18 protein-coding genes are annotated in these 19,886 nt (G+C 46.0%); 10 read left to right on the forward strand and 8 right to left on the reverse strand.

Annotated features, from left to right (window positions below):
• Positions 1 to 392: 392 nt before the first annotated feature.
• Positions 393 to 1,949, reverse strand: coding sequence for an SPOR domain-containing protein (locus tag HMPREF9194_RS05990; protein WP_016525484.1), 1,557 nt, complete (start codon positions 1,947 to 1,949; stop codon positions 393 to 395).
• A gap of 9 nt (positions 1,950 to 1,958) precedes the next feature.
• Positions 1,959 to 2,474 carry a hypothetical protein gene (locus tag HMPREF9194_RS05995; RefSeq protein WP_040846222.1) on the reverse strand — a complete coding sequence of 172 codons (516 nt, stop codon included), beginning with the start codon at positions 2,472 to 2,474 and terminating at the stop codon, positions 1,959 to 1,961.
• A gap of 97 nt (positions 2,475 to 2,571) precedes the next feature.
• Between HMPREF9194_RS05995 and loaP the strand changes: the two genes are divergently transcribed.
• Genes loaP through HMPREF9194_RS06025 form a run of 6 tightly spaced genes read left to right on the forward strand, consistent with a single transcriptional unit; the run spans position 2,572 to position 9,062 of the window.
• Positions 2,572 to 3,108, forward strand: coding sequence for an antiterminator LoaP (gene loaP, locus HMPREF9194_RS06000; protein ID WP_016525486.1), 537 nt, complete (start codon positions 2,572 to 2,574; stop codon positions 3,106 to 3,108).
• The gene (locus HMPREF9194_RS06005; RefSeq protein WP_016525487.1) at positions 3,092 to 4,564 is read left to right on the forward strand and encodes a polysaccharide biosynthesis protein; all 1,473 of its coding nucleotides are present in this window, start codon (positions 3,092 to 3,094) and stop codon (positions 4,562 to 4,564) included. Before loaP ends, HMPREF9194_RS06005 begins: the two co-directional genes overlap by 17 nt.
• The gene (locus tag HMPREF9194_RS06010) at positions 4,551 to 5,729 is read left to right on the forward strand and encodes a DegT/DnrJ/EryC1/StrS family aminotransferase (RefSeq protein WP_016525488.1); all 1,179 of its coding nucleotides are present in this window, start codon (positions 4,551 to 4,553) and stop codon (positions 5,727 to 5,729) included. Before HMPREF9194_RS06005 ends, HMPREF9194_RS06010 begins: the two co-directional genes overlap by 14 nt.
• Positions 5,719 to 7,779, forward strand: coding sequence for a xanthine dehydrogenase family protein molybdopterin-binding subunit (locus tag HMPREF9194_RS06015; RefSeq protein WP_016525489.1), 2,061 nt, complete (start codon positions 5,719 to 5,721; stop codon positions 7,777 to 7,779). Before HMPREF9194_RS06010 ends, HMPREF9194_RS06015 begins: the two co-directional genes overlap by 11 nt.
• Positions 7,751 to 8,239, forward strand: coding sequence for a (2Fe-2S)-binding protein (locus HMPREF9194_RS06020; RefSeq protein WP_016525490.1), 489 nt, complete (start codon positions 7,751 to 7,753; stop codon positions 8,237 to 8,239). The genes HMPREF9194_RS06015 and HMPREF9194_RS06020 overlap by 29 nt, the downstream gene beginning before the upstream one ends.
• Positions 8,226 to 9,062, forward strand: coding sequence for an FAD binding domain-containing protein (locus HMPREF9194_RS06025; RefSeq protein ID WP_016525491.1), 837 nt, complete (start codon positions 8,226 to 8,228; stop codon positions 9,060 to 9,062). The genes HMPREF9194_RS06020 and HMPREF9194_RS06025 overlap by 14 nt, the downstream gene beginning before the upstream one ends.
• 17 nt (positions 9,063 to 9,079) lie before the next feature.
• Here HMPREF9194_RS06025 and queA read toward each other — a convergent pair whose 3' ends face one another.
• The 6 genes from queA to HMPREF9194_RS06055 form a co-directional block, all read right to left on the reverse strand.
• Positions 9,080 to 10,177 carry a tRNA preQ1(34) S-adenosylmethionine ribosyltransferase-isomerase QueA gene (gene queA / locus HMPREF9194_RS06030; protein ID WP_016525492.1) on the reverse strand — a complete coding sequence of 366 codons (1,098 nt, stop codon included), beginning with the start codon at positions 10,175 to 10,177 and terminating at the stop codon, positions 9,080 to 9,082.
• The gene (gene ruvB / locus HMPREF9194_RS06035) at positions 10,152 to 11,174 is read right to left on the reverse strand and encodes a Holliday junction branch migration DNA helicase RuvB (RefSeq protein ID WP_016525493.1); all 1,023 of its coding nucleotides are present in this window, start codon (positions 11,172 to 11,174) and stop codon (positions 10,152 to 10,154) included. Before ruvB ends, queA begins: the two co-directional genes overlap by 26 nt.
• 10 nt (positions 11,175 to 11,184) lie before the next feature.
• Positions 11,185 to 11,811: a Holliday junction branch migration protein RuvA gene (gene ruvA / locus HMPREF9194_RS06040; protein ID WP_016525494.1), complete on the reverse strand. Its 627-nt coding sequence runs from the start codon at positions 11,809 to 11,811 to the stop codon at positions 11,185 to 11,187.
• 64 nt (positions 11,812 to 11,875) lie between these two features.
• On the reverse strand, positions 11,876 to 12,988 hold the full coding sequence (locus HMPREF9194_RS06045; RefSeq protein WP_016525495.1) for a DNA adenine methylase: 1,113 nt from the start codon (positions 12,986 to 12,988) through the stop codon (positions 11,876 to 11,878).
• A gap of 30 nt (positions 12,989 to 13,018) precedes the next feature.
• Entirely contained in the window at positions 13,019 to 13,549 is a 531-nt protein-coding gene (ruvC, locus tag HMPREF9194_RS06050; protein WP_016525496.1) for a crossover junction endodeoxyribonuclease RuvC, read from the reverse strand.
• 19 nt (positions 13,550 to 13,568) lie between these two features.
• Positions 13,569 to 14,309 (reverse strand): YebC/PmpR family DNA-binding transcriptional regulator, encoded by a 741-nt coding sequence (locus HMPREF9194_RS06055; protein ID WP_016525497.1) that lies wholly within the window; start codon positions 14,307 to 14,309, stop codon positions 13,569 to 13,571.
• A gap of 345 nt (positions 14,310 to 14,654) precedes the next feature.
• Here HMPREF9194_RS06055 and HMPREF9194_RS06060 point away from each other — a divergent pair, with 345 nt between their 5' ends.
• From HMPREF9194_RS06060 to HMPREF9194_RS06075, 4 genes are all read left to right on the forward strand, one after another.
• A complete protein-coding gene (locus HMPREF9194_RS06060) occupies positions 14,655 to 16,253 on the forward strand; it encodes a bifunctional aspartate transaminase/aspartate 4-decarboxylase (protein WP_016525498.1) in 1,599 nt (532 codons plus the stop codon).
• Between the two features lie 18 nt (positions 16,254 to 16,271).
• The gene (gene aspT, locus HMPREF9194_RS06065; RefSeq protein WP_016525499.1) at positions 16,272 to 18,005 is read left to right on the forward strand and encodes an aspartate-alanine antiporter; all 1,734 of its coding nucleotides are present in this window, start codon (positions 16,272 to 16,274) and stop codon (positions 18,003 to 18,005) included.
• A 185-nt stretch (positions 18,006 to 18,190) separates the two neighbouring features.
• Positions 18,191 to 18,502 (forward strand): transposase, encoded by a 312-nt coding sequence (locus HMPREF9194_RS12450; RefSeq protein WP_016525500.1) that lies wholly within the window; start codon positions 18,191 to 18,193, stop codon positions 18,500 to 18,502.
• 291 nt (positions 18,503 to 18,793) lie between these two features.
• Positions 18,794 to 19,714 carry an IS481 family transposase gene (locus HMPREF9194_RS06075; protein WP_016525501.1) on the forward strand — a complete coding sequence of 307 codons (921 nt, stop codon included), beginning with the start codon at positions 18,794 to 18,796 and terminating at the stop codon, positions 19,712 to 19,714.
• Positions 19,715 to 19,886 lie beyond the last annotated feature (172 nt).

Below are 19,886 nucleotides of genomic sequence, written 5' to 3' on the forward strand. Positions count from 1 at the left end.
ATTAGGCTGAAACGGCAAGGTTTTGACGTTATTCAGAATGTACAGTCATAGGATAAGGCACGACCGCGAGGCGAGTAAGAATTATACGTCCTGTACAATTCTTACTCCGAGTTTATACGCCGCATAAACTCGCATATTTAAAGCTTCTCCGACATCCATGTCGGCACAATTCTTCCGAGACGAGATATGCGGTGCTTTGGTTCCGGCAGAACACCGGACAAGTTGTATGTGTGCGAGTTTTAGGCTTGTGCCTAAAACCCGAGTTCAAAACCGTACAGGAGGTACGGTTTTGAAACGTGATTTTACCCTAAAAGCTCAACCACGACGCATGCGGGCGCGCCTTAACGTATAAGCGTTCTTTCGTATTTATAAACTTGCTTTTCAGACTTATTTCAGCGTATTTCGCGCAAAAAGGCGTCTTTAAAGCCCCACGCAACAAAGCGCTTTAACACAACCGGATACTCGTCTTTATTGAGCGGGCCTATAAGCACTTGGTATGCGCCGCCGATTTTTTCCGAAGAAGCAAGGCGGACCGGATATTTGTCGGCATATTTTTCGATAAAACCGGCAATGTTCGCAGGGTCTTTGTACGTCGCAAGCTGAATGCAATAGGTGCCTTTGCCGAATTCCCGCACGTTTTGAATAATGTAGCGCTCAAGATTTTCGTTCCGCGCCGCAAAAGCGTTTGAATCGATTGCCTTTGTATGCGGCGTTTCCACAGGCACGGGCTCCGCAGACACTTCCTGAGGGACTTCCTGAACATGCGCAAAATAATCCGGCAGCGTTTCCGTATTGTCGGTATCGTTCGCAACGGCAGTTTCGACAATCGGTTCGTCGAATACGCTTTCGGTATTCTCGGGCGGATTGTCCTCGGCGGCAATTAAAACATTCGGCTCGTTTACGGGTTCTTCGGCCTCGTGTGTAACTTCTTCGCTTTCAGCCGGCGCTTCATCGGCTGCGGCGATTTCCACGGGAGCTTCGTCGGGCTCGGGTAAAACTTCTTCCGCCTCGGCGATTTCCGCAGGAACTTCCTCGGCAGGCACATCCTCCGTTTCGGCCGGTTGGGCTTCGACAAGCGCCGATTTTTCGCTTTTGTCTTCGATGTCGGCAGGAATTTCAGGCTCGGCGCTTTCTTCTTCGGCAGCGGGAGCAGCGGCAACTTCTACGATATCCTCCGTAACTTCTTCGCTTTCAGCCGGCACTTCATCAGCCGCGGCGATTTCCGCAGGAACTTCCTCGGCAGGTGCTTCTTCCGCCTCGGCCGGTTGAACTTCGGCAAGCGCCGTTTCTTCGTTTTTGTCTTCGATGTCGGCAGGAATTTCAGTCTCGGCGCTTTCTTCTTCGGCAGCGGGGGCGGCGGCAACTTCCGCGGGAGCTTCGTCCGGCTCGGGCAAAACTTCATCCGATTCGGCAATCTGGGGCTGTTCAACTTCTTCACTGCCTTGTTCGGCAAAGGGCGTAAAAACGCCCGTATCTTCCGTTTCGGCAGCTTGAGCTTCGGCAACTGCAACCGGCAGCTCCGGCTGAGCGTCTTCGATTGCGCCGACCGCTTCCACCGCGGGTTCTTCGTTCAAGGGCAGCGCGTCATAGGCTTTGGATAAAACGGAAAGCTCCATATCGCCGCCGTTTTTCGTAACCTGAACGATACTGTTCGAGCCGCGTTCGATAAAGAGCAGCTTTGCCGCTTCGGGCGACAAAACGACCGCAATACCGTCGGATGCGCTGAAGCTTGCAAAAACCAAAGCCTCGATGCTTACCTTTGCGGCGGGATTCGTAATCAACACCGTATCGCCGGGCAAAAACGCGGCTGATTTTACGTACAAACCGGGCGGCAATTCTCCCTGCGGCGCGACCACCGCCCTGCCGTCAAGCGAGGGCTTGGAAGCGGAAACAAAAAGCAAAAAAAACAAAACCGAAGCGGCTATTTTCGTAATCGTCTTTTGTATCATATGAACCTCTCAGCGTGCCGTCCGCAGCGCTTTTACAATGGATGAACCGAGTTCCGAAGCGACACGCTTTACCGCGCGCAGGTCGGTTTCGCCTTCGTACTTATCTTCAAGCATCTGCATTTTTTCCGCTATGCACGCGTTATTTTTTATGCGCACGATGCGCCATTCTATGCTTTGTATGTCGGAGAAAACGATTTTTGACGGATTTTCGGGAACGGAATCGGTATACCGAACCGTAATTTGCACCATAAAATCGAAAAATCCTTCGGCGCTGTTTTGCAGCGCTTTGGAGGCCGCTTCGTCAAAATCGGAGCCGGTTTTTGCGGCTGCAACGCTCGAAACGATATATCCCCTGTCGAATAAGGTGTCGAGTACGCCGTTTTCGATTTCAACGGTTGCCGCGCGCAGCGATTCGGTTCCGCCGTCTTTTTGGCACATAAAAACGCTCACCGAAGATGCGAACGAAAAGGATGATGCAGTCAATAAAAAAATCATGCAAATAAAAAAACGCGTTCCCGCTCTCACATTATTCCCCTTATTTTATTGTCGGTTTTTTTTAGGCCGGGATTAGCAAAAAAAGTGCGATTGAAGAAAGAGAACTTTTGTAGTATCATAACGGCGTATGAAATATTTTGCGGTGCAAGTGCGGACTTTAAAAGAAGATGCTTACATACAAAGGCTGAACGATTATTTGAGCTTCCGCGCCGACAAACAGGACTTTATGTTTCCCAAACGAAGATTGAGTATACGGCGCATGGGAAAAACGACGGACGAAATACGCCCGATTTTTCCCGGTTATATTTTCGTCGCCGCCGAAACAATCGATCCGGAACTTTTTGCCGTTATGCGCAGTACGCGCGATTTTACGCGGTTTTTAAAAAATAATAAAGAAATTACGCCGATAACGGGACACGATTTGTCGGTTTTGCAGCATTTTTTAAGTTTCGGCGCCGTAGCCGATACGTCCGTCGTAAGCTTCGATAAAGACGACCGCATTGTCGTTAAATCCGGCCCGATGCAGGGTTTGGAAGGTTTTATCGTAAAAGTGGACAAGCGTAAGCGCCGGGCGAAAATATCGCTCGATTTTGCAAAAGAAACTTTTTTGATCGATCTTGCCTTTGATGTTTTGGAGGAAAACCCGAATGAATTACAGCGGTAAATATATCTACATCATCGGCGCAGGTTTTGCCGGACAAATGATCGCCGCGGAAATCAACCGAAAAAAAATCTTCGGGAAAATCGCCGCCTTTATAGACGACGATCCGGACCTCATCGGAAAAACCGTCGACAACATTCCCGTACTCGGCCCCATCGACCAATTCATTTCGTTTTTGCGGCATACCGACCGCGACGAAGCTATTATTGCGATGCCGTCGGCTTCAAAAGAGCGCATAAAAAAAGTATACGAAACGCTTACCAAAGCCGGCTTCAGCCGCATTAAAATACTTCCGGCTTTGTCGCAAATTATCGACGGAAGCGCCCACTTGGTTCAAGCGCGTGAAATAGACCCGCTCGACGTTTTGGGACGCACGCCCGTTACCGTTTCGCTCAAAGAAAGCTTGGCGTACCTGCGCGGCAAGCGCGTCCTCATAACGGGAGCCGGCGGCTCAATCGGCTCGGAACTTGCGCGCCAACTGCTTTCCGGCGGCGCACAGCGTCTGTATCTTTTCGGGCACGGTGAAAATTCGATTTACCAAATCGACAAAGAATTGCATATTTTGCAAAAAGAAGGAATCGGCGAAAAAGCCGTTGTTGTTCCTGTTATAGGCGATTTGAAAAACCGCGAATACATGCGCTATATTCTTTCAAAATTACAGGCATCCGTTATTTTTCACTGCGCGGCGTATAAACACGTGCCGCTTATGGAAGAAAATCCGGTCGCCGTTATGGAAAACAACGTGTTCGGTACCAAAAACCTTTTGGATGCGGCGGCCGAAAACGGCGTCGAACGCTTTGTGCTCATATCGACCGACAAGGCCGTAGAGCCGGTTTCCGTATACGGCGTATCGAAAATGCTGTGTGAAAAACTGGTGCTCGAAACCGCCCGAAACATACAGATTCCGGGCGCCTATATGTTCGTCCGCTTCGGCAACGTGCTCGGCTCGCGCGGCTCCATTTTGCCCCTGTTCGCCGAACAGCTGAAAACGGGCGGCCCGCTTACCGTAACCGATCCGAACATGAAGCGTTTTTTTATGACGATCCCCGAAGCCTGTTCCCTTGTTTTAAAAACGGGCGGTGTCGGCATAAACGCGGCTTCCTACCTTTTGGATATGGGAGATCCGATAAAAATAGAAGACATAGCGCGCCAGTTTATCCGTTTTTCGGGCTTGGAGCCGGAAACCGATGTCGCCATCCGCTATATCGGTTTACGTCCCGGCGAGCGACTCGAAGAGCCGCTGTGGACAAAAGAAGAAAATCCCGAGCCGACGGAACATCCGAAAATTCTTAAATTAAACTGTTCACAAGGCTCTTTTCCCTTAGACAAGTTATTAAAAAAGCTGTATCCTATATGCGTAGAAGGACCGAAAGACGTTTATCGCAGCCGCAGTAAACTTTTGGAAATTCTGACTGAAGCGATTCCCTCTTTTAAGGATGCGTACCATGATAAACTCTGAAAATGCCGAATCCGTTCCGTTTTTTTTGCCTTCAATCGGGCAGGAAGAAGAACAGGCCGTTTTGCGCGTTATGCGTTCCGGCTGGCTTACGACCGGCAAAGAAACCCTCGCCTTTGAAAAAGAATTTGCCGACTATGTCGGCTGTACCTATGCTTTGGCGGTCAACAGCGCAACTTCGGGTCTCATGCTTGCAATGGCATCCTGCGGTATTCGCGAAGGAACGAAGATTCTTACCAGCCCCTACACCTTTGTATCCACGGCGACCTCGGCCCTGCATTTGGGCGGCGGTATCGTATACGCCGATATTGAAAAAAACGGCTACGGCATAGATCCCGAACAAATAGAACAAAAGCTCAAAAAAGACCGCTCCATCCGCGCGATCGTGCCGATCCATATCGCCGGCAATTTGTGTAATATGAAAGAGATAAAAAAGCTTGCCGATTCCTACGGCGTAAAAATCATAGAAGATGCGGCGCACTCTTTTCCGTCGGAAACGGCCGAAGGCTATGCGGGCACCTTGGGCGATGCGGGCGTTTTTTCGTTTTATGCGACAAAAACGATTACAACCGGCGAAGGCGGAATGCTTTGCACAAACGATAAAAAAATAGCCGATACGGTACGCACTTTGCGCATGCACGGCATCGACCGCAACGTATGGGACCGCTACACGTCGAATAACGCGTCGTGGTTGTACGACGTCGTCGAATCGGGTTTTAAATGCAATATGCCCGACATTTTAGCCGCCATAGGGCGCGAACAGCTTAAAAAAGCCCGAACGCTCTTTGAAGAACGCAAAAAAATCGCAGCCCGCTATACAGCCGCTTTTAAAAACTGCGATTTTTTGGAATGTCCGCCCGACGGCGAAGGCAATGCGTGGCACTTGTACTTGCTGCGCATACGGGCACAAAAACTGTCGATCAATCGGGACGAATTCTGTCGCCTTTTGCAGCAAAAGGGAATCAACATTTCGGTACATTTTATTCCGCATTTTTATTTTACTTTTTTCAAAAAGCGCTACAGACTGAACGCCGCCAATTTTCCCCACGCGCAAAAACAATACGAATCGACGATAACTTTACCCCTGTGGCCCGGCATGAGTGAAGAAGCGGTCGACCGGGTAATAAAAACGGTTACGGAAATCGGTAAAAACAATTATGAAGTTTGACTCTGACAAATCGGTAAAAATATACGATTCGAATTCGTTTTACGGCGACAGGCCGGAAGACTTTTTTCTGAGCGCCGTTTTGGTAAGAAGTCCGGTTCCGGACGGAACAATACGTTCGATAGAGCACGCCTCCTTGCCCGAAGGCTACAGCCTGTTTACGGCAAAAGACATTCCCGGCGAAAACGCCGTGCACACATTCGAAGCGGAATTTCCCGTCTTTGCTTCCGAAAATATTTCGTACGAAGGAGAGCCCGTCGGAATTCTTGTCGGGCCCGATTACGGCGTTCTGTTACGCCTTTTGTCCGAGCTGAACATTACATACACGCGCGCCATTCCCGACGAAAAAGAAAAAGAAGTTTTGGCTTCCCGGAAATACGGATTCGGCAATTTTGAACGCGCGTGGAAAAACGCGAAACTAAAAGCGGATAAAACGTATTGCCTCAACCTGCAGCTTCCCTCCTGCGCGGAAACGGACGGCGCTTTTTGCCGCGTGCAGGGAAAAACGCTGAGCCTGTATACGCCGACGTGCTGGACAAGTCATCTGTATCGGAACATGTCGTCGGCTTTGAACCTCGACAAGTCACACATTCAGCTGTATAAAACGAACGTTCCCTTTTCGCATAAAAATTCGCCCTGGCACAATACCGCTTTAAGCGTTCAATGCGCCATCGCCGCTCTCCTTTCCAAGCAAAACGTTTTACTACGGCTTTCGCGCAGCGAACAGCTTTTGTATATCGAAAAGCCGCTTCCGGTAAAGATCCGGCATAAAACGGCAATAGACAGCGAAGGCGTCATAACCGCCGCATCTATGCGCATTGAAATCGACGCGGGCGCCTTTAATCCGTTCATCGCGCCGCTTGTAGACAGGCTCGCCGTTTCGTGTACGAATATGTACAAAATACAAAACCTCAGCGTCGAAGCCCTTGCCTACCGCTCGCACACGAGCGGCGGCTCCCCGTCATTGAGCTGGGCCGATTACCACGGATTTTACGCGATGGAATCGCAGATACAGGAATTGGCCCGCCTTGCGAATTTAAATTCGGTAGACGTGCGCTTACGCAATATAAACGCCGGAAAAGATCTGCAAAAAGATTTTCCGCTCCGATTCGAAACGACACCTGCATGCAACGTTATAAACGACGTTGTGCAAAAAAGCGATTTTTACCGCAAACACGCCGCCTATAAATTGAACACATATAAGGCCGAATCTTTATTTTCATCCGTGCCGGTACGCGGCATCGGTTTTGCATGCGCATACGAAGGAAGCGGTTTTTTGGGCACCGAAATCGATTCGTTAAAACAAAGTTTGGAAGTTTCAATGGAAAAGGACGGAAGCGCCGTTATCTACGCGAACGCGCCGTCGGCAACCGTTTCGAGCATTTGGAAAAACATAGCCGCCGAACTTTTATCGATTCCCGTAAAATCGGTTACAATCGACGCAAGCCCCCGGACTGAAGAAAGCGAACTGCCGGAAACCATGGTTAGCAACATAAGCGTTATGACCCAGCTCGTAAAAAAATGCTGCGTCGCAATTCAAAAACTCCGTTTCCGCCAGCCCCTTCCGATACGCGTAAAACGCAGTTTTGTGCCGGGCAAAAAAAACGTGTGGGACAACGAGTCTTTCGGCGGTACGCCCTTTTACACCGCTTCGTGGGCCGCCGCAGCCGCCGAAATCGAACTGAACCCGAAAACGTATACCTACGGCGTACGCACTGTTTGGATCAGCATAGACGGCGGAACCATCTTATACGACTCCAAAGCGGAGCACGTCGTCAACCGATGCGTTAAAGCCCTTTTTTCGTGTTCCGAAGAATTTCAAACCAATCCGGTACCTGCCGTCTTTGTAAACTTTGTACCGGGCGGAACCGAACCGAAACAAATCGGCGAGCTGGTCTTCGACGTGCTGCCTGCGGCAATCTGCAGCGCCGTATCTCAAGCGCTGCAAAAACGGCTGACCGATTTTCCCATCAACCCGAATACGATATACGATGCCGTAAAAGAAACGGAAAAGGAGGAAGATCGTGCGCATACCGCTGAAAATCAATCATAAATCGGTGACGGTCGACTGCGAACCGGACAGCACCCTCGCGTCGGTGCTGCGCGGTTTAAAGCTGTTTTCGGTAAAAGACGGCTGTACCGACGGCTTTTGCGGTTCAAGCACCGTCCTCCTCGATGACAAACCGGTTCCGTCCTGCCTCATTCCCGTTTCGGCCGTAAAAGACCGCAGCATCGTAACCCTCGAATATTTTATGCAAAGCGATTCGTACGCCGACATCGCGCAAGCCTTCGAAAAAAACGGTATAAAACTGTGCGGCTTTTGCGATGCGGGAAGAATCTTTGCCGCAAAAGAAATCATCGAATTGAATCAGCGCCCCGATAAAAAAATGATCACCGAACTTTTGCGGACTTTTTCGTGCCCCTGCACCGAAGACGAATCGCTGGTAAAGGGTATTATCGCCGCAGCCGACATACGCAGAAAAAGATTGGGGAACAGATATGGCCTACGTTAAAAGCGATACTTTTTTCGTTTCGAATCTGAATGAAGCGCTGCAGCAGCTTAAAAACATTCCGTCGCTGAGCGTTCTTGCCGGCTGTACCTCCTGTGAGCAGACGCTCGGCGGCACCAAAATAAAACTTCCGTCTTCGGTGCTTTTTATAAAGCACATACCCGAACTGCAAACGATTGACCGCAAAGAACGCTTTATCGGCATCGGCTCCGCGGTCAGTTTAAACCGTATTTTGGAGTTGGGGCAAAAGTACATTCCGTCTTTTTTGTACGATGCCGTTCTCTCGATCGCATCCTACAATATCCGGAATTTGGCGACAATCGGCGGCAACATCTGCGGAATAAAGCATAACATGACTTTGTACGCGCCGCTTTTGGCGCTCGACGCCCTGCTCGAATTTAAAAGCGCCGCCGAAACGCTGCAAATTCCCGTATCCAAATTCGAAAGCGTGCCCCAAGGTTTTTTGCTTTCGAAAATTCTCATACCGGTTCAGGATTGGTCGGCGGCGCGCTTTCACCGTTTGGGGCCCGCACACACGATAAATTCGCATTCGGTGTCTTTTACCTTTTTGGCGGATACGGCAAAAGGAATTTTAGGCGATATGCGATCGGCGTTTTGCGGTCCCGTATCGATCCGCAGCCGCGAGTTGGAAAACTCCATCATCGGCTCACGCCTGCCTTTAAACGAGCACGACATCGAAACCGTGCTTCAAGCCGCCGAACGTTTGTACGACGAAGAAGCGGCAAAACAGGGAAAACAGTGCCCGCCGATTTTAAAAGATCAATATACCAATCTCTTGCACTATTCGCTTAAAATGCTTATGTAATTTCGGACAAAGGATTTTCAGCGGATGTACATGGCGTCTCCGTAGGAAAAAAAACGGTAGCGTTTTTCGACCGCCTGCGCATAAGCGTTCAATATGCGTTCTTTTCCGGCAAAGGCGCTTACAAGCATTAAAAGCGTCGATTCGGGCGTATGAAAATTCGTTATAAGGCGGTCGACAACGTTAAAGGTGCAGCCCGGATACAAAAAAATATGCGTGGAGCCGCTCCCGCTTTTGAGCAGGCCGTCTTTCCATGCCGATTCAAGCGTGCGCACGGACGTCGTTCCGACCGCAATCACCGGTCTTCCCTCTTTTTTTGCGGAATTGACCGCCGCTGCGGTTTGTTCGGAGACGGTGTAATTTTCACCGTGCATGGCGTGGTCTTCGATGCGTTCGGTACGCACGGGCAAAAAGGTTCCCAAGCCGACGTGGAGCGTCAAGCTGCACATGTGCACGCCCTTTTCCTTTAAGCGCTGCAAAATCTTTTCGGTAAAATGAAGGCCGGCGGTCGGGCACGCGATGGAACCGGAAACCGCCGCATACACATTTTGATAGCGCTCGGCGTCTTCGCTCGTGTCGGCTCTTTTTATATACGGCGGCAAGGGCATATGACCGTTGCGTTCGAACCACGCTTCGTCCAATTCGGGCCGCGAAAACTCAAGAACGCGGAATTCCGTTCCTTCGTCTTCGGCGCTTTCGACGATGATGCCGATTGTGCCGTCGGAAAAGCGGTAGCGGTTCCCCGTGCGCTGTTTTTTTGCATTTTTTACCATAGCGCGCCACAGTTCTTTCGGTTCGTCGTTGAGACGGTATTTTGACGGTTCCGCATGTGTTTGTACGGAACGGCCGCCTATTTTTTCGATCAATAAAAATTCAACCGGCTTTACCGAAAGCGAATCGATTTTTCGGGCAAAGCAACGCGACGGGCGCACCTTCGAATTGTTAAATACCATAAGGCTGCCTTCTTCGATTAAATCGGGCAAATCTTCAATCATATAATCGGCCGTTTTTCCGTCGGCTTTGTTCAAAACCATAAGCCGGTCTTCGCCGCGCACTGCCGACGGGTGCTGGGCAATCAGCTGTTCGGGAAGGTCAAAATAAAAGTCTTTCGTCAGCATGAGAAGGGTGTCCTTGAAGCCCTAAATGAGCGTATGCTTTGTCGGTAACGGTACGCCCGCGCGGCGTGCGCTGCAGCAATCCCGATTGTATCAAATACGGCTCGTAATAATCTTCCAGCGTGTCTACCGATTCGCCGATTGAAATCGCAAGGGTTTCCGCGCCGACCGGCCCTCCGCCGAAGTTTTCTATAATCGAGCGCAAAATAGCGCGGTCGTAATGTTCCAAGCCTAAAGCGTCTATTTCGAGTTTGTCCAAACCGGCTGCGGCGACGGCCTTCGTAACGCGGCCGTTTCCCAAAATCTGCGCAAAATCCCTCATACGGCGCAAAATACGGTTTGCAACGCGGGGCGTTCCGCGCGAGCAGTCGGCAATAAGGGAGGCGGCGTCCTCGTCGATTCCTATGTGTAAAATCTCGGCCGAGCGTTTGATAATGGCGGCAAGTTCGCTCCGTTCGTAAAAGCCGAAGCGCTGGACGATTCCGAAACGGCTTATAAGCGGACTTGAAACCATGCCTGCCTTTGTCGTCGCTCCGACGAGGGTAAAAGACGGAATGGGAATGCGCACCGTCCGGGCGGCCGCCCCCTGCCCTATGACCCAGTCGAGTTCGTAATCCTCCATGGCGATGTACAGCATTTCTTCTATGGCGGGTTTAAGCCGATGGATTTCGTCGATAAAAAAAACCGTGCGTTCGGTTATCGTGGATAAAATACCCGCAAGGTCTTTAGGCTTGTCGAGGGCGGGTGCGCTGGTTACTTTAAAGTCGGCGCCCAACTCCCGCGCGGTAATTTGCGCAAGAGTCGTTTTCCCCAAACCGGGCGGCCCGATTAAAAACAAATGGTCCAAGCTTTCCGAGCGTTCGCGCGCCGCTTTTATAAAAACGCTTAAATTGTCTTTTATTTTCGTTTGGCCTAAAAAATCGCTTAAGAATTTCGGGCGCAAACTCAAGTCCTGATCTTCTTCCATCGGGACGGCCGCCCGCAAAATATCTTCAGCCATAATTTCTCCGTTATGCAAGTTCTACAATCGCGCGGCGGAACAAAAGCTCTTCGCGAGCGGCTTTGTTTTTTGCGGCAAAATCGGCATCGGAAGAAAAAGACTCGAGCAGTTTTTCGACCGTCCGCTCGCACTCGGCTTTTTCGTAGCCCATATTGACCAGCGCCGAAATAACATCCGCCCAGGGCGAATATGCGGCATCACGCACGCGGCTTTTCGTATCGGCGGAGCTTTCTTCAAGATTAAGTTTACCTTTTAAAGTGAGCATCATCTTTTGCGCCGTTTTTTTGCCCACGCCGGGAATTTTTTCGAGCCGGGCCATGTCTTCGGAATCCAATACCGCCGCAAGTTCCGATGCGCTTATCGACGACAAAATGCGCACGGCGGCCTTTGCGCCGACGCCTTCAACCTTCATTAAATCGAGAAAAACCGCGCGTTCGTTCACCGTCGCAAAACCGAACAGTTTCATCGAATCTTCGCGATGGTACAGCCACGTATATACTTTAGCCTCTTCGCCCGCAGGAGGCAGCGCATCGAGCGTCGTCAGCGGAACGGTTAATTCCCACTCCAAACCGTGATTTTGTATGCAAAGCGTTTGCGAAAACTTATAAGTGATAATGCCGGTTATGCTGTTAAACATTGTATTACTATAATCTTATTCGGTCAAAAAAACAAGAGAGGCTCAAAATCGAACGGGATTGAGTTTATTTTTCGAGCAAAAAAAGATATTCGGTTACGTGCGCGTTTCTGTTTTTAAGATTTCTGCTCGCGCGGAAGGCATTGTAAGGCGATTCAAACACATTCAGCTTCCCCATGCTGCCCATCATGCACGTCAGTTCGTCTTTTGTCGTAAACCCTTCGGAATTGAACGACAGCAAAACGTATTTTGCGCGCACGTTTTCGATAAGTTCGCCAAGCGCCTTTTGCGCCCCCTTTGCCGTGTTGTACGCCGAGCGGTTCCAATCCGACGGGATTCCCGACACCGAACTCGGATTATGCGGCCGTTTATTTTCGGCAATCACATTCAGCATAAAATAGTTGGAACCGTACGGATGTTGATTGTAGGGCGGATCAAGATAGGCAAGATCGACTTCCGCAGTTGAAAGAACAAGCTCGTTCGCATCGCGCCGGTATATGTCGACTTGGCAGTCGTATGTACTGAATACGGGGAATTCAAGGTCGATGTCGCCGGTAATGCGGCTCAGCGCATCGCGGTTTTTACCGCCGAATTCTCCGATGCCGGTTTCGCGATTTTTGTAAAAACCCTTAAAGACGCCGCCCGTATTCGCATGAACGGATGCCGCAGCCAAAAGCGGCGCAATAAAAAAAACGCGCAAGCGTTCGGGATACGAATCGATAAAAGAACGCGCGGTGTCTATGTAAGCGGCGTTGCGCTTTGTATAAAAAACCCGCTCGCCCTTTTTTATATTTGAATCATCTTCGGGCGCATACAATTCGCTTATAACGCCGCGTTTCCATTCTCCGGTAAATTCGCATTCGTCAAGCTTTTCTTTTAAATCGCAAAAAAAACCGCGCAGCTGAACCATGTCGCGCTCGCTGCTGTTTGAAAGATAGCAGGTGTTTATAAGATAACTGTACAGTTCCAAATCGTTCGCGGCTAAATACGAGGCGCTTTGCTTTAAATAGCGCGACACGATTCCCGAACCGGAAAAAACGTCAAAAATTCTCAATTTTTCTTTATTAAGTTTTTTTTTGACGGAATCGACCGCCTCGCCTATAAAGTTTAAAAGCCGACGCTTGTTTCCCAAATACGTAATCAACTGATCGGAAAGATATTCGGCATTTTCATTTTGCATGTTTACATCCGTTATGCATAGATCGATAATTCAGAGCGCACTGTGAATATGCGTGATCGCGGCGGCAAGAGCGTCGGCGGCATGATCGGGCTGCGGAATTTCGGACAATCCGAGCAAAAGCTTTACGTATTGCTGAACAAGGCTTTTGTCCGCTTTTGCCGTTCCGGAAACGGATTTTTTTATGCAGTTAGGCGAGTATTCAAAAAGAGGAACATCATTTCGGGTAAGGCATAGCGTTACGGCGCCGCGTGCTTCGGCAACGAAGAGGGCGCTCGTGACGTTTTTTGCAAAGTACAAAGTTTCCATGCCGGCTTCATCGGGGGAGTATGTATCCAAAATACTTTGGAGCGCATCGTAAATCAGCAAAAGGCGCTCTCCCCTCTTTTTATCTTTCACAGTCTCTATAACTCCCCATCCGGCGCAACGGTAGCGCGAATCGGCATAATCGACGACTGCCCAACCGGTAGAAGCAAGGCCGGGGTCTATGCCCAATATGCGCTTAAACGCCGTCGCTTTTGAAAAGGGAGTACGGCCGGAAACGCCTTTTTCGGTTCCCGGCATCGAAGAAAAAGGCAAACCTCTATTCTTCTTCAAAACCGTCCGGAATGTCGATATTCGAGTACACGTTTTGTACGTCGTCGTCTTCTTCCAAACGATCTATCAATTTTAAAACTTTACGGGTTGTATCGACATCCAACGTCGAATAGGTATCGGGAACCATGGAAATTCCCGCCGAAACCGATTCGTATCCTTTGTTTTGCAAAAACTCGAGAACCTTTTCAAAGTCGGCAGGATCGGTCGTAACGGTAATAATACCGTCGTCCGAAGCGATATCTTCCGCTCCGGCTTCAAGACCAGCTTCCATCAGTTCGTCTTCGTTTACCTTTTCGGCATCGTATTCGATAACGCCCTTGCGTTTGAACATATACGAAACGGAACCGGTTGCGCCGAGGTTTCCGCCGGTTTTCGAAAAAATATTGCGGACGTTCGCAGCGGCGCGGTTGTTGTTGTCGGTAAGCACTTCAACCAAAACGGCAATGCCGCCCGGTCCGTAGCCTTCGTAGATTTTTTCTTCATATACGGAACCGCCCAACTCGCCCGTTCCCTTTTTTATAGCCCGCTCGATATTGTCTTTAGGCATGTTTGCCGCGCGCGCTTTTAAAATCGCGGTACGGAGCCGGGGATTGGAAGCGGGATCACCGCCGCCCATCCGTGCTGATATGGAAATTTCTTTAATGAATTTGGTAAACAACTGCCCCCGTTTTGCATCGGCAGCGCCTTTGGCGTGTTTAATTGTCGCCCATTTACTGTGTCCTGACATCGGAACTCCTATTCGGTCGGGGGCGTTTCGAATTCCCCACCCTGCTTAAGTTTAAAATTACGTTTTCGCCGTATATTATATCATATGAGAAATTCCCTGTCAATTACTGCAAAAAATGTAATTGAATGTAAAAAAACGGTATGCAATGCAGAGAACAATCGGGTAGAATTGTACAAGGAAGAGCAATTCCAACTGTTGTGAGATAATACATATGTGACAAGAATATACAAAATGGCTTGCGAATGATATAATTAAATGATATAATTTAAATATAAAAGATGTTGATGGTTTTTTTGTATTGTGGTTAGAAAAACTTATGCAGTTAGAAGGAAAGGAGAATTAAAGATGATTACAAAGAGCTTCGAAAGAAAATTAGAAAAACTTGGTGCATTTGAAATTAGCTTTGATATGTTGAAATTATCAGAAAAGAATGAGAAACATTTGAAATTTTTGAATGCAGGAAGAGGAAATCCTAATTGGATTAATACCTTGGGAAGATTAGCTTTTGCAAGACTGATGGAATTTGGCGTGTCAGAATGCAAAAGAACTCTAGATAAAGGAGATTTAGCTGGATATGTTGACTCCAATGGAATTGAGGAGAGGTACAATGCTTTTTTAAATCGTGACGATGAGGTGGATGTATTTCTTAAAAAGATCGTGGAGTATAGCGTAGACCATCTATATTTAGATAAGAAAAGCCTTATTTTGGAGCTTACAAATGGCATTATAGGAAATAATTATCCGGTTCCTAGCCGTTGTTTGGAGAATACGGAGCACATCATCAATGCATTTCTTCAAAGCATTCTATATGGGAAGGCTAATTTAAGAAAAAATACTAAGGTATTTCCAGTAGAAGGCGGTACGGCTGCAATTGTTTATATATTTGATTCCTTAAAGCATAATGGACTACTTAATGATGGAGACCGCATTGCAATCAACACACCGGTATTTACTCCTTATATTCAGATTCCGAGACTATCAAATTTTGATTTAGCAGAGGTCGATCTTCAAGCAAGGGAAGAAAATCAGTGGCATATTCCAGATTCTGAATTTGAAAAGCTTTTGGACCCTTCTGTCAAGGCATTTTTCTTAGTGAATCCATCAAATCCGGGTTCTCGTAGTCTTACAGATGAGACTTTGGAACAGTTAAGAAAGGTAGTTGTAAAGCGTCCGGATCTTATTATTATAACAGATGATGTATACGGTACTTTTGTAAATGGATTCCGCACTGTTTATTCCGTTTGCCCAAGAAACACTATTTTGGTTTATTCGTATTCAAAGCTTTATGGTGTTACAGGATGGAGACTCGGAGTTATAGCAATTAATGAAGATAATGTTCTTGATGAACTGATTAAGAAGCTTCCTGAGAAGAAGAAAAAAGAACTAGAAAGCGATTATTCTATCGTTACATTTAATCCTTCGGAAATGGGCTTTGTTGAAAGGATATGTGCAGACAGCAGATCTATTGGATTGTATCATACAAGCGGGCTATCTACACCACAGCAGATTATGATGGTTCTTTTCTCTATGACTCATTTGGTTCTTGAAAATGAAAAGGATCAATACATTGAAGCTTGTAAAGAAATTATAGCGATTCGTTACCACAATTTAATGTCTACATTAGGCTTACCTGAGGATAACAGTGATTCCAATGCTAAATATTATACACTGATTGACATATATCAACTTGCAGAGACAAATTATGATAAGAACTTCGCAACATGGCTTAGAAATGAATTTGAGGAAATAGATTTTCTTTTACATCTAGCAAAGGAAGATGGTGTTGTGTTGATGGAAGGAGTTGGTTTTGGAGCAACTCCTGGTACAGTTAGAATTTCAGAAGCAAACCTAGAGGACAATGATTATAAGGAAATAGCAAACCGTATTATATCCCTTTTGAAAGAATATTACGAAAAGTATACAAAAGAGAAAAAAAAGCTATAGTATGGGGAGGAATTTAAAATGAATATAGGTTTAATCTCACATGAAGTGTTGGAAACAGCACAACGTATTACGGTAACAGGTTTCTCTGATATAGCCCATTATTTGATTGCTAATCCAGTCATTTCTATCTTTATATGTCTTGCACTTGGATATTTTATTGGAAAGGTAAAGATAAAATCCTTTACGGTAGGTGCCACTGTAGGAACTTTGCTGGTAGGACTTCTCATTTCCCTAATATTGAAGGGGGCAGGAACTTACGAAATTGACGGAACGGTGAAGACAATCTTTTTCTCACTATTTATTTTTACTATCGGATATGAGGTTGGACCTTCATTCTTCGCAAGTTTAAAAAGATCTGGCCTTAAAATTATTGTCCTATCCATATTCTTCGCCGTGGTAGCTTTTGCAGTTTCGATTGTTTTGTTTAAGACTTTTGGTATTGGAGCTGGAGAAGCTGGCGGAATTTTGGCAGGTAGTCTTACACAGTCAGCAATCTTAGGAACAGCGGATTCTACTATGAAGGCTATGCTTTCAGGAACAGAACTGAAAACGGCTGAAAGTCAAATGGCAGTTGCATATGCACTTACCTATGTTTTTGGAACGATTGGGGTAGTTGTGTTTTTGAGAAATGGTGCATCGAAGTTAATTGGTACAAATTTAACAGATACAGTTCAGAAGAAAATTGAGCAAACAAATTTCCATGAGTCTTCTTCGGAAAACACTGTGGTTGGAAATATTAAAGCACGTGCATTTTGCTTAGAAAAAGGTGCAGAACTTATTGGCAAAACAATCGGTTCCATTGAAGAACAGTACGATGATTCTCTTACAATAATTCAGATTCTTCGAGATGGTAAACAGGTGAATCTTGCACCGGATGTGCAGCTGCTTGAGAAGGATACAGTTATGATTATAGGACTTCTTGATGCAGTATTAAATTTTGAAGCTTCTGGCATGGAGGAAACTAATGATTCAGAAGCTCTTAGGCTAGATGTGGTAAAGCAAGAAATAGTTTTAACTAACAATTTCTCTCTAGATGTTATAAAGAATCTTTCAGAAAATGGAATCGTCATTTCAGAAAGGATGAGAGATAACAATATTCTCCCTGAAGAGGAGGAGTTAAAGGCTCTTGATCACTTGATATTGGTGGGACCAAAAGCTGCTATTTCTAAGGCTGTAAAGAAACTTGGGTATGTGAAGGATACAGGAACTGAGACAGATATATCTTTTATCAGCATCGGGCTTGTAGTTGGTCTATTAATAGGTGCAATCAGCTTCGTTGTATCCAAAATTCCGATTACACTTGGATCTGGTGGAGGAGCTTTAATTGGAGGACTTCTGTTCGGATATTATCAAGATAGACATTCTAACTATGGACTGATGCCGAAAGCAACCCGATGGTTTTGTAAAAGTGTTGGATTAAATCTCTTTATAGCCATTGTGGGACTTATGTCTGGAGCTTCCTTCATATCTGCATTGCAATCTATGGGCTTAGAGGTACTATTAATTGGTATTTTGGTAACCATTTTGCCTCATATTGCTTCCGTTTACTTTGGAAGATTTGTGTTAAAGTTGGATGCTGTAGATATCATTGGTGCTCTATGTGGTGCTGGAACGTGTACAGCAGCACTTAACGGAGTTGTGGAGGAATATGATTCAAGTATTTTTGCTATAGCATATACACCAGGATATGCAATGGGAAATATTTTACTTACAGTCTTAGGTCCTCTTGTAGTAGCAATATGCATACATTAGTTATTTGAGTAGATAAGATAGATAGATTCATACATTTATTTTAAGGAAAAGTGGTTGTATAATATTTAGCGTTGGTGAGAGAAAAAATCCTCTCCCAACGCTAAATTTTTACAAAAAAATAGGAACACACATCAAATCTCGTGTATAATTTAAATCGCACAAAATAAAAAACAAGGAGAAATGATATGTGTTCTAATGCTAGTATAACAGAAATCTTAGGAATTAACGATAAGAATTTAGTAATTTTAGGTAACGAAAAAGAAAATATTAAGGAGATAAAATATACAGTCTTAAGGGGAAAGCTTTCATATAGGCCAGCTTGCTGCCCTAAGTGTGGTATAGTCAATGAAAATTATGACATTATTAGAAATGGGAGTCAGACTGTAAAAATACTTTTTAATAGGGTTAATACAACCCCTTTGATATTGATGGTTAAAAGCAGAGATTTTTCTGTAAGCATTGCGAGTCAACATTTATGGCTAAAACACCTATCGTAGATAAGGGGTGCTTCATATCGAATGATGTTAAGAGGTCTATAGTTTTAAACCTATGTGAGACTAAGTCAATGGACCTAATTGCAAGAGAACACTGTGTATCTCCTACTAGTATTGCCAGAATACTCCGTTTAACTGAAGATAGGAGAAGAAAAAATATTCTATCAATAGATGAATTCAAGTCAGTAAATACAGTTGATGCGTCTATGAGTGTAAATTTAACCGATTTAGAAGAAAGAAAGGTTTCTGATATAATGTAAATCTACCAAACCACATTAAGGAGAAACCTTTCATATGAGTAGTATATCAGAAATATACCGTGTTCGTCAACGGGCAATTGAGTATGCAATAAAACATAATAATAATTCAAAGGCAGCAGTGAAGTATAAGACATCACGTCAGCAGATAAAACGTTGGAGAGACAGATACGACGGCACAGTCCAGTCTCTCCTGCCAAAAAGCAGAAGACCTAAAAGCCACCCAAACCAGCACACGCAAGAAGAAGTAGGGATGGTTATGAAAAAGTACAGGAAATTTGGCTATGAAGGGCTGGCAGAAGTTTATGTCAAAGCGAGAAAGGAAGGCTATAGCCGTACATACGATTCAATGTGCAAGATAATAAGGAAAATGAAGGGCAATGCCAAAGAAAAGCCTAAAAAGCTGCATAAAAGAAAAAAAAAGGTTGAACAGGCGAAGTACCCTGGGGAAAGAGTACAGATAGACATAAAATATGTTCCGGAAGAATGCATACAGTTTGGTACACGTGACCAGAAGTATTATCAAATAACGGCATTAGATGAATATACAAGAAAAAGAGTGTTAAGGATAGCAGATGAAAAAAGCACCTATCAGACCGCAAAGTTTCTAGAGAACTTGGAAAGGGAGCAGGGATTTGACATAAAGAAAGTTCAGACAGACAATGGGAAAGAGTTCACAAATTCTGAAAGTGATAAGAAAACACTGTTTGAGCTGAAACTGGAGGAGAAGGGGATAGAGTACGTGACAACCCGTCCATATTCGCCATGGGAGAATGGAAAAGTGGAAAGAAGCCACAGGCTTGACAGCAAGTACTATGCAGACAAGAAATTTAAAAGCAAGGAAGAACTGTTAAGGGCAATAAGGAAATACAATACAAGATACAACAACATATCAAGAAAAGTACTAGGCTTTAAGAGTCCAAATGAAGTGTTAAAAGAGTACAAGCAAAATCAGTAGGTTAAAGATACATTAGGAAAGAAACATTTTTTTTAATATATTTTTGTAACAAATGTTTGACATCTATACAATTGCACAAGGAAGTGCAATTCTAACCCGATTGACTAAGATCAAAAAAAGCAGTATATTTAATCTACTCTTATAGTGTGGAGGCAATTATGGCAGGAGCAGC

This window comes from Treponema maltophilum ATCC 51939 (assembly GCF_000413055.1).
Classification (GTDB): Bacteria; Spirochaetota; Spirochaetia; order Treponematales; family Treponemataceae; genus Treponema_C; species Treponema_C maltophilum.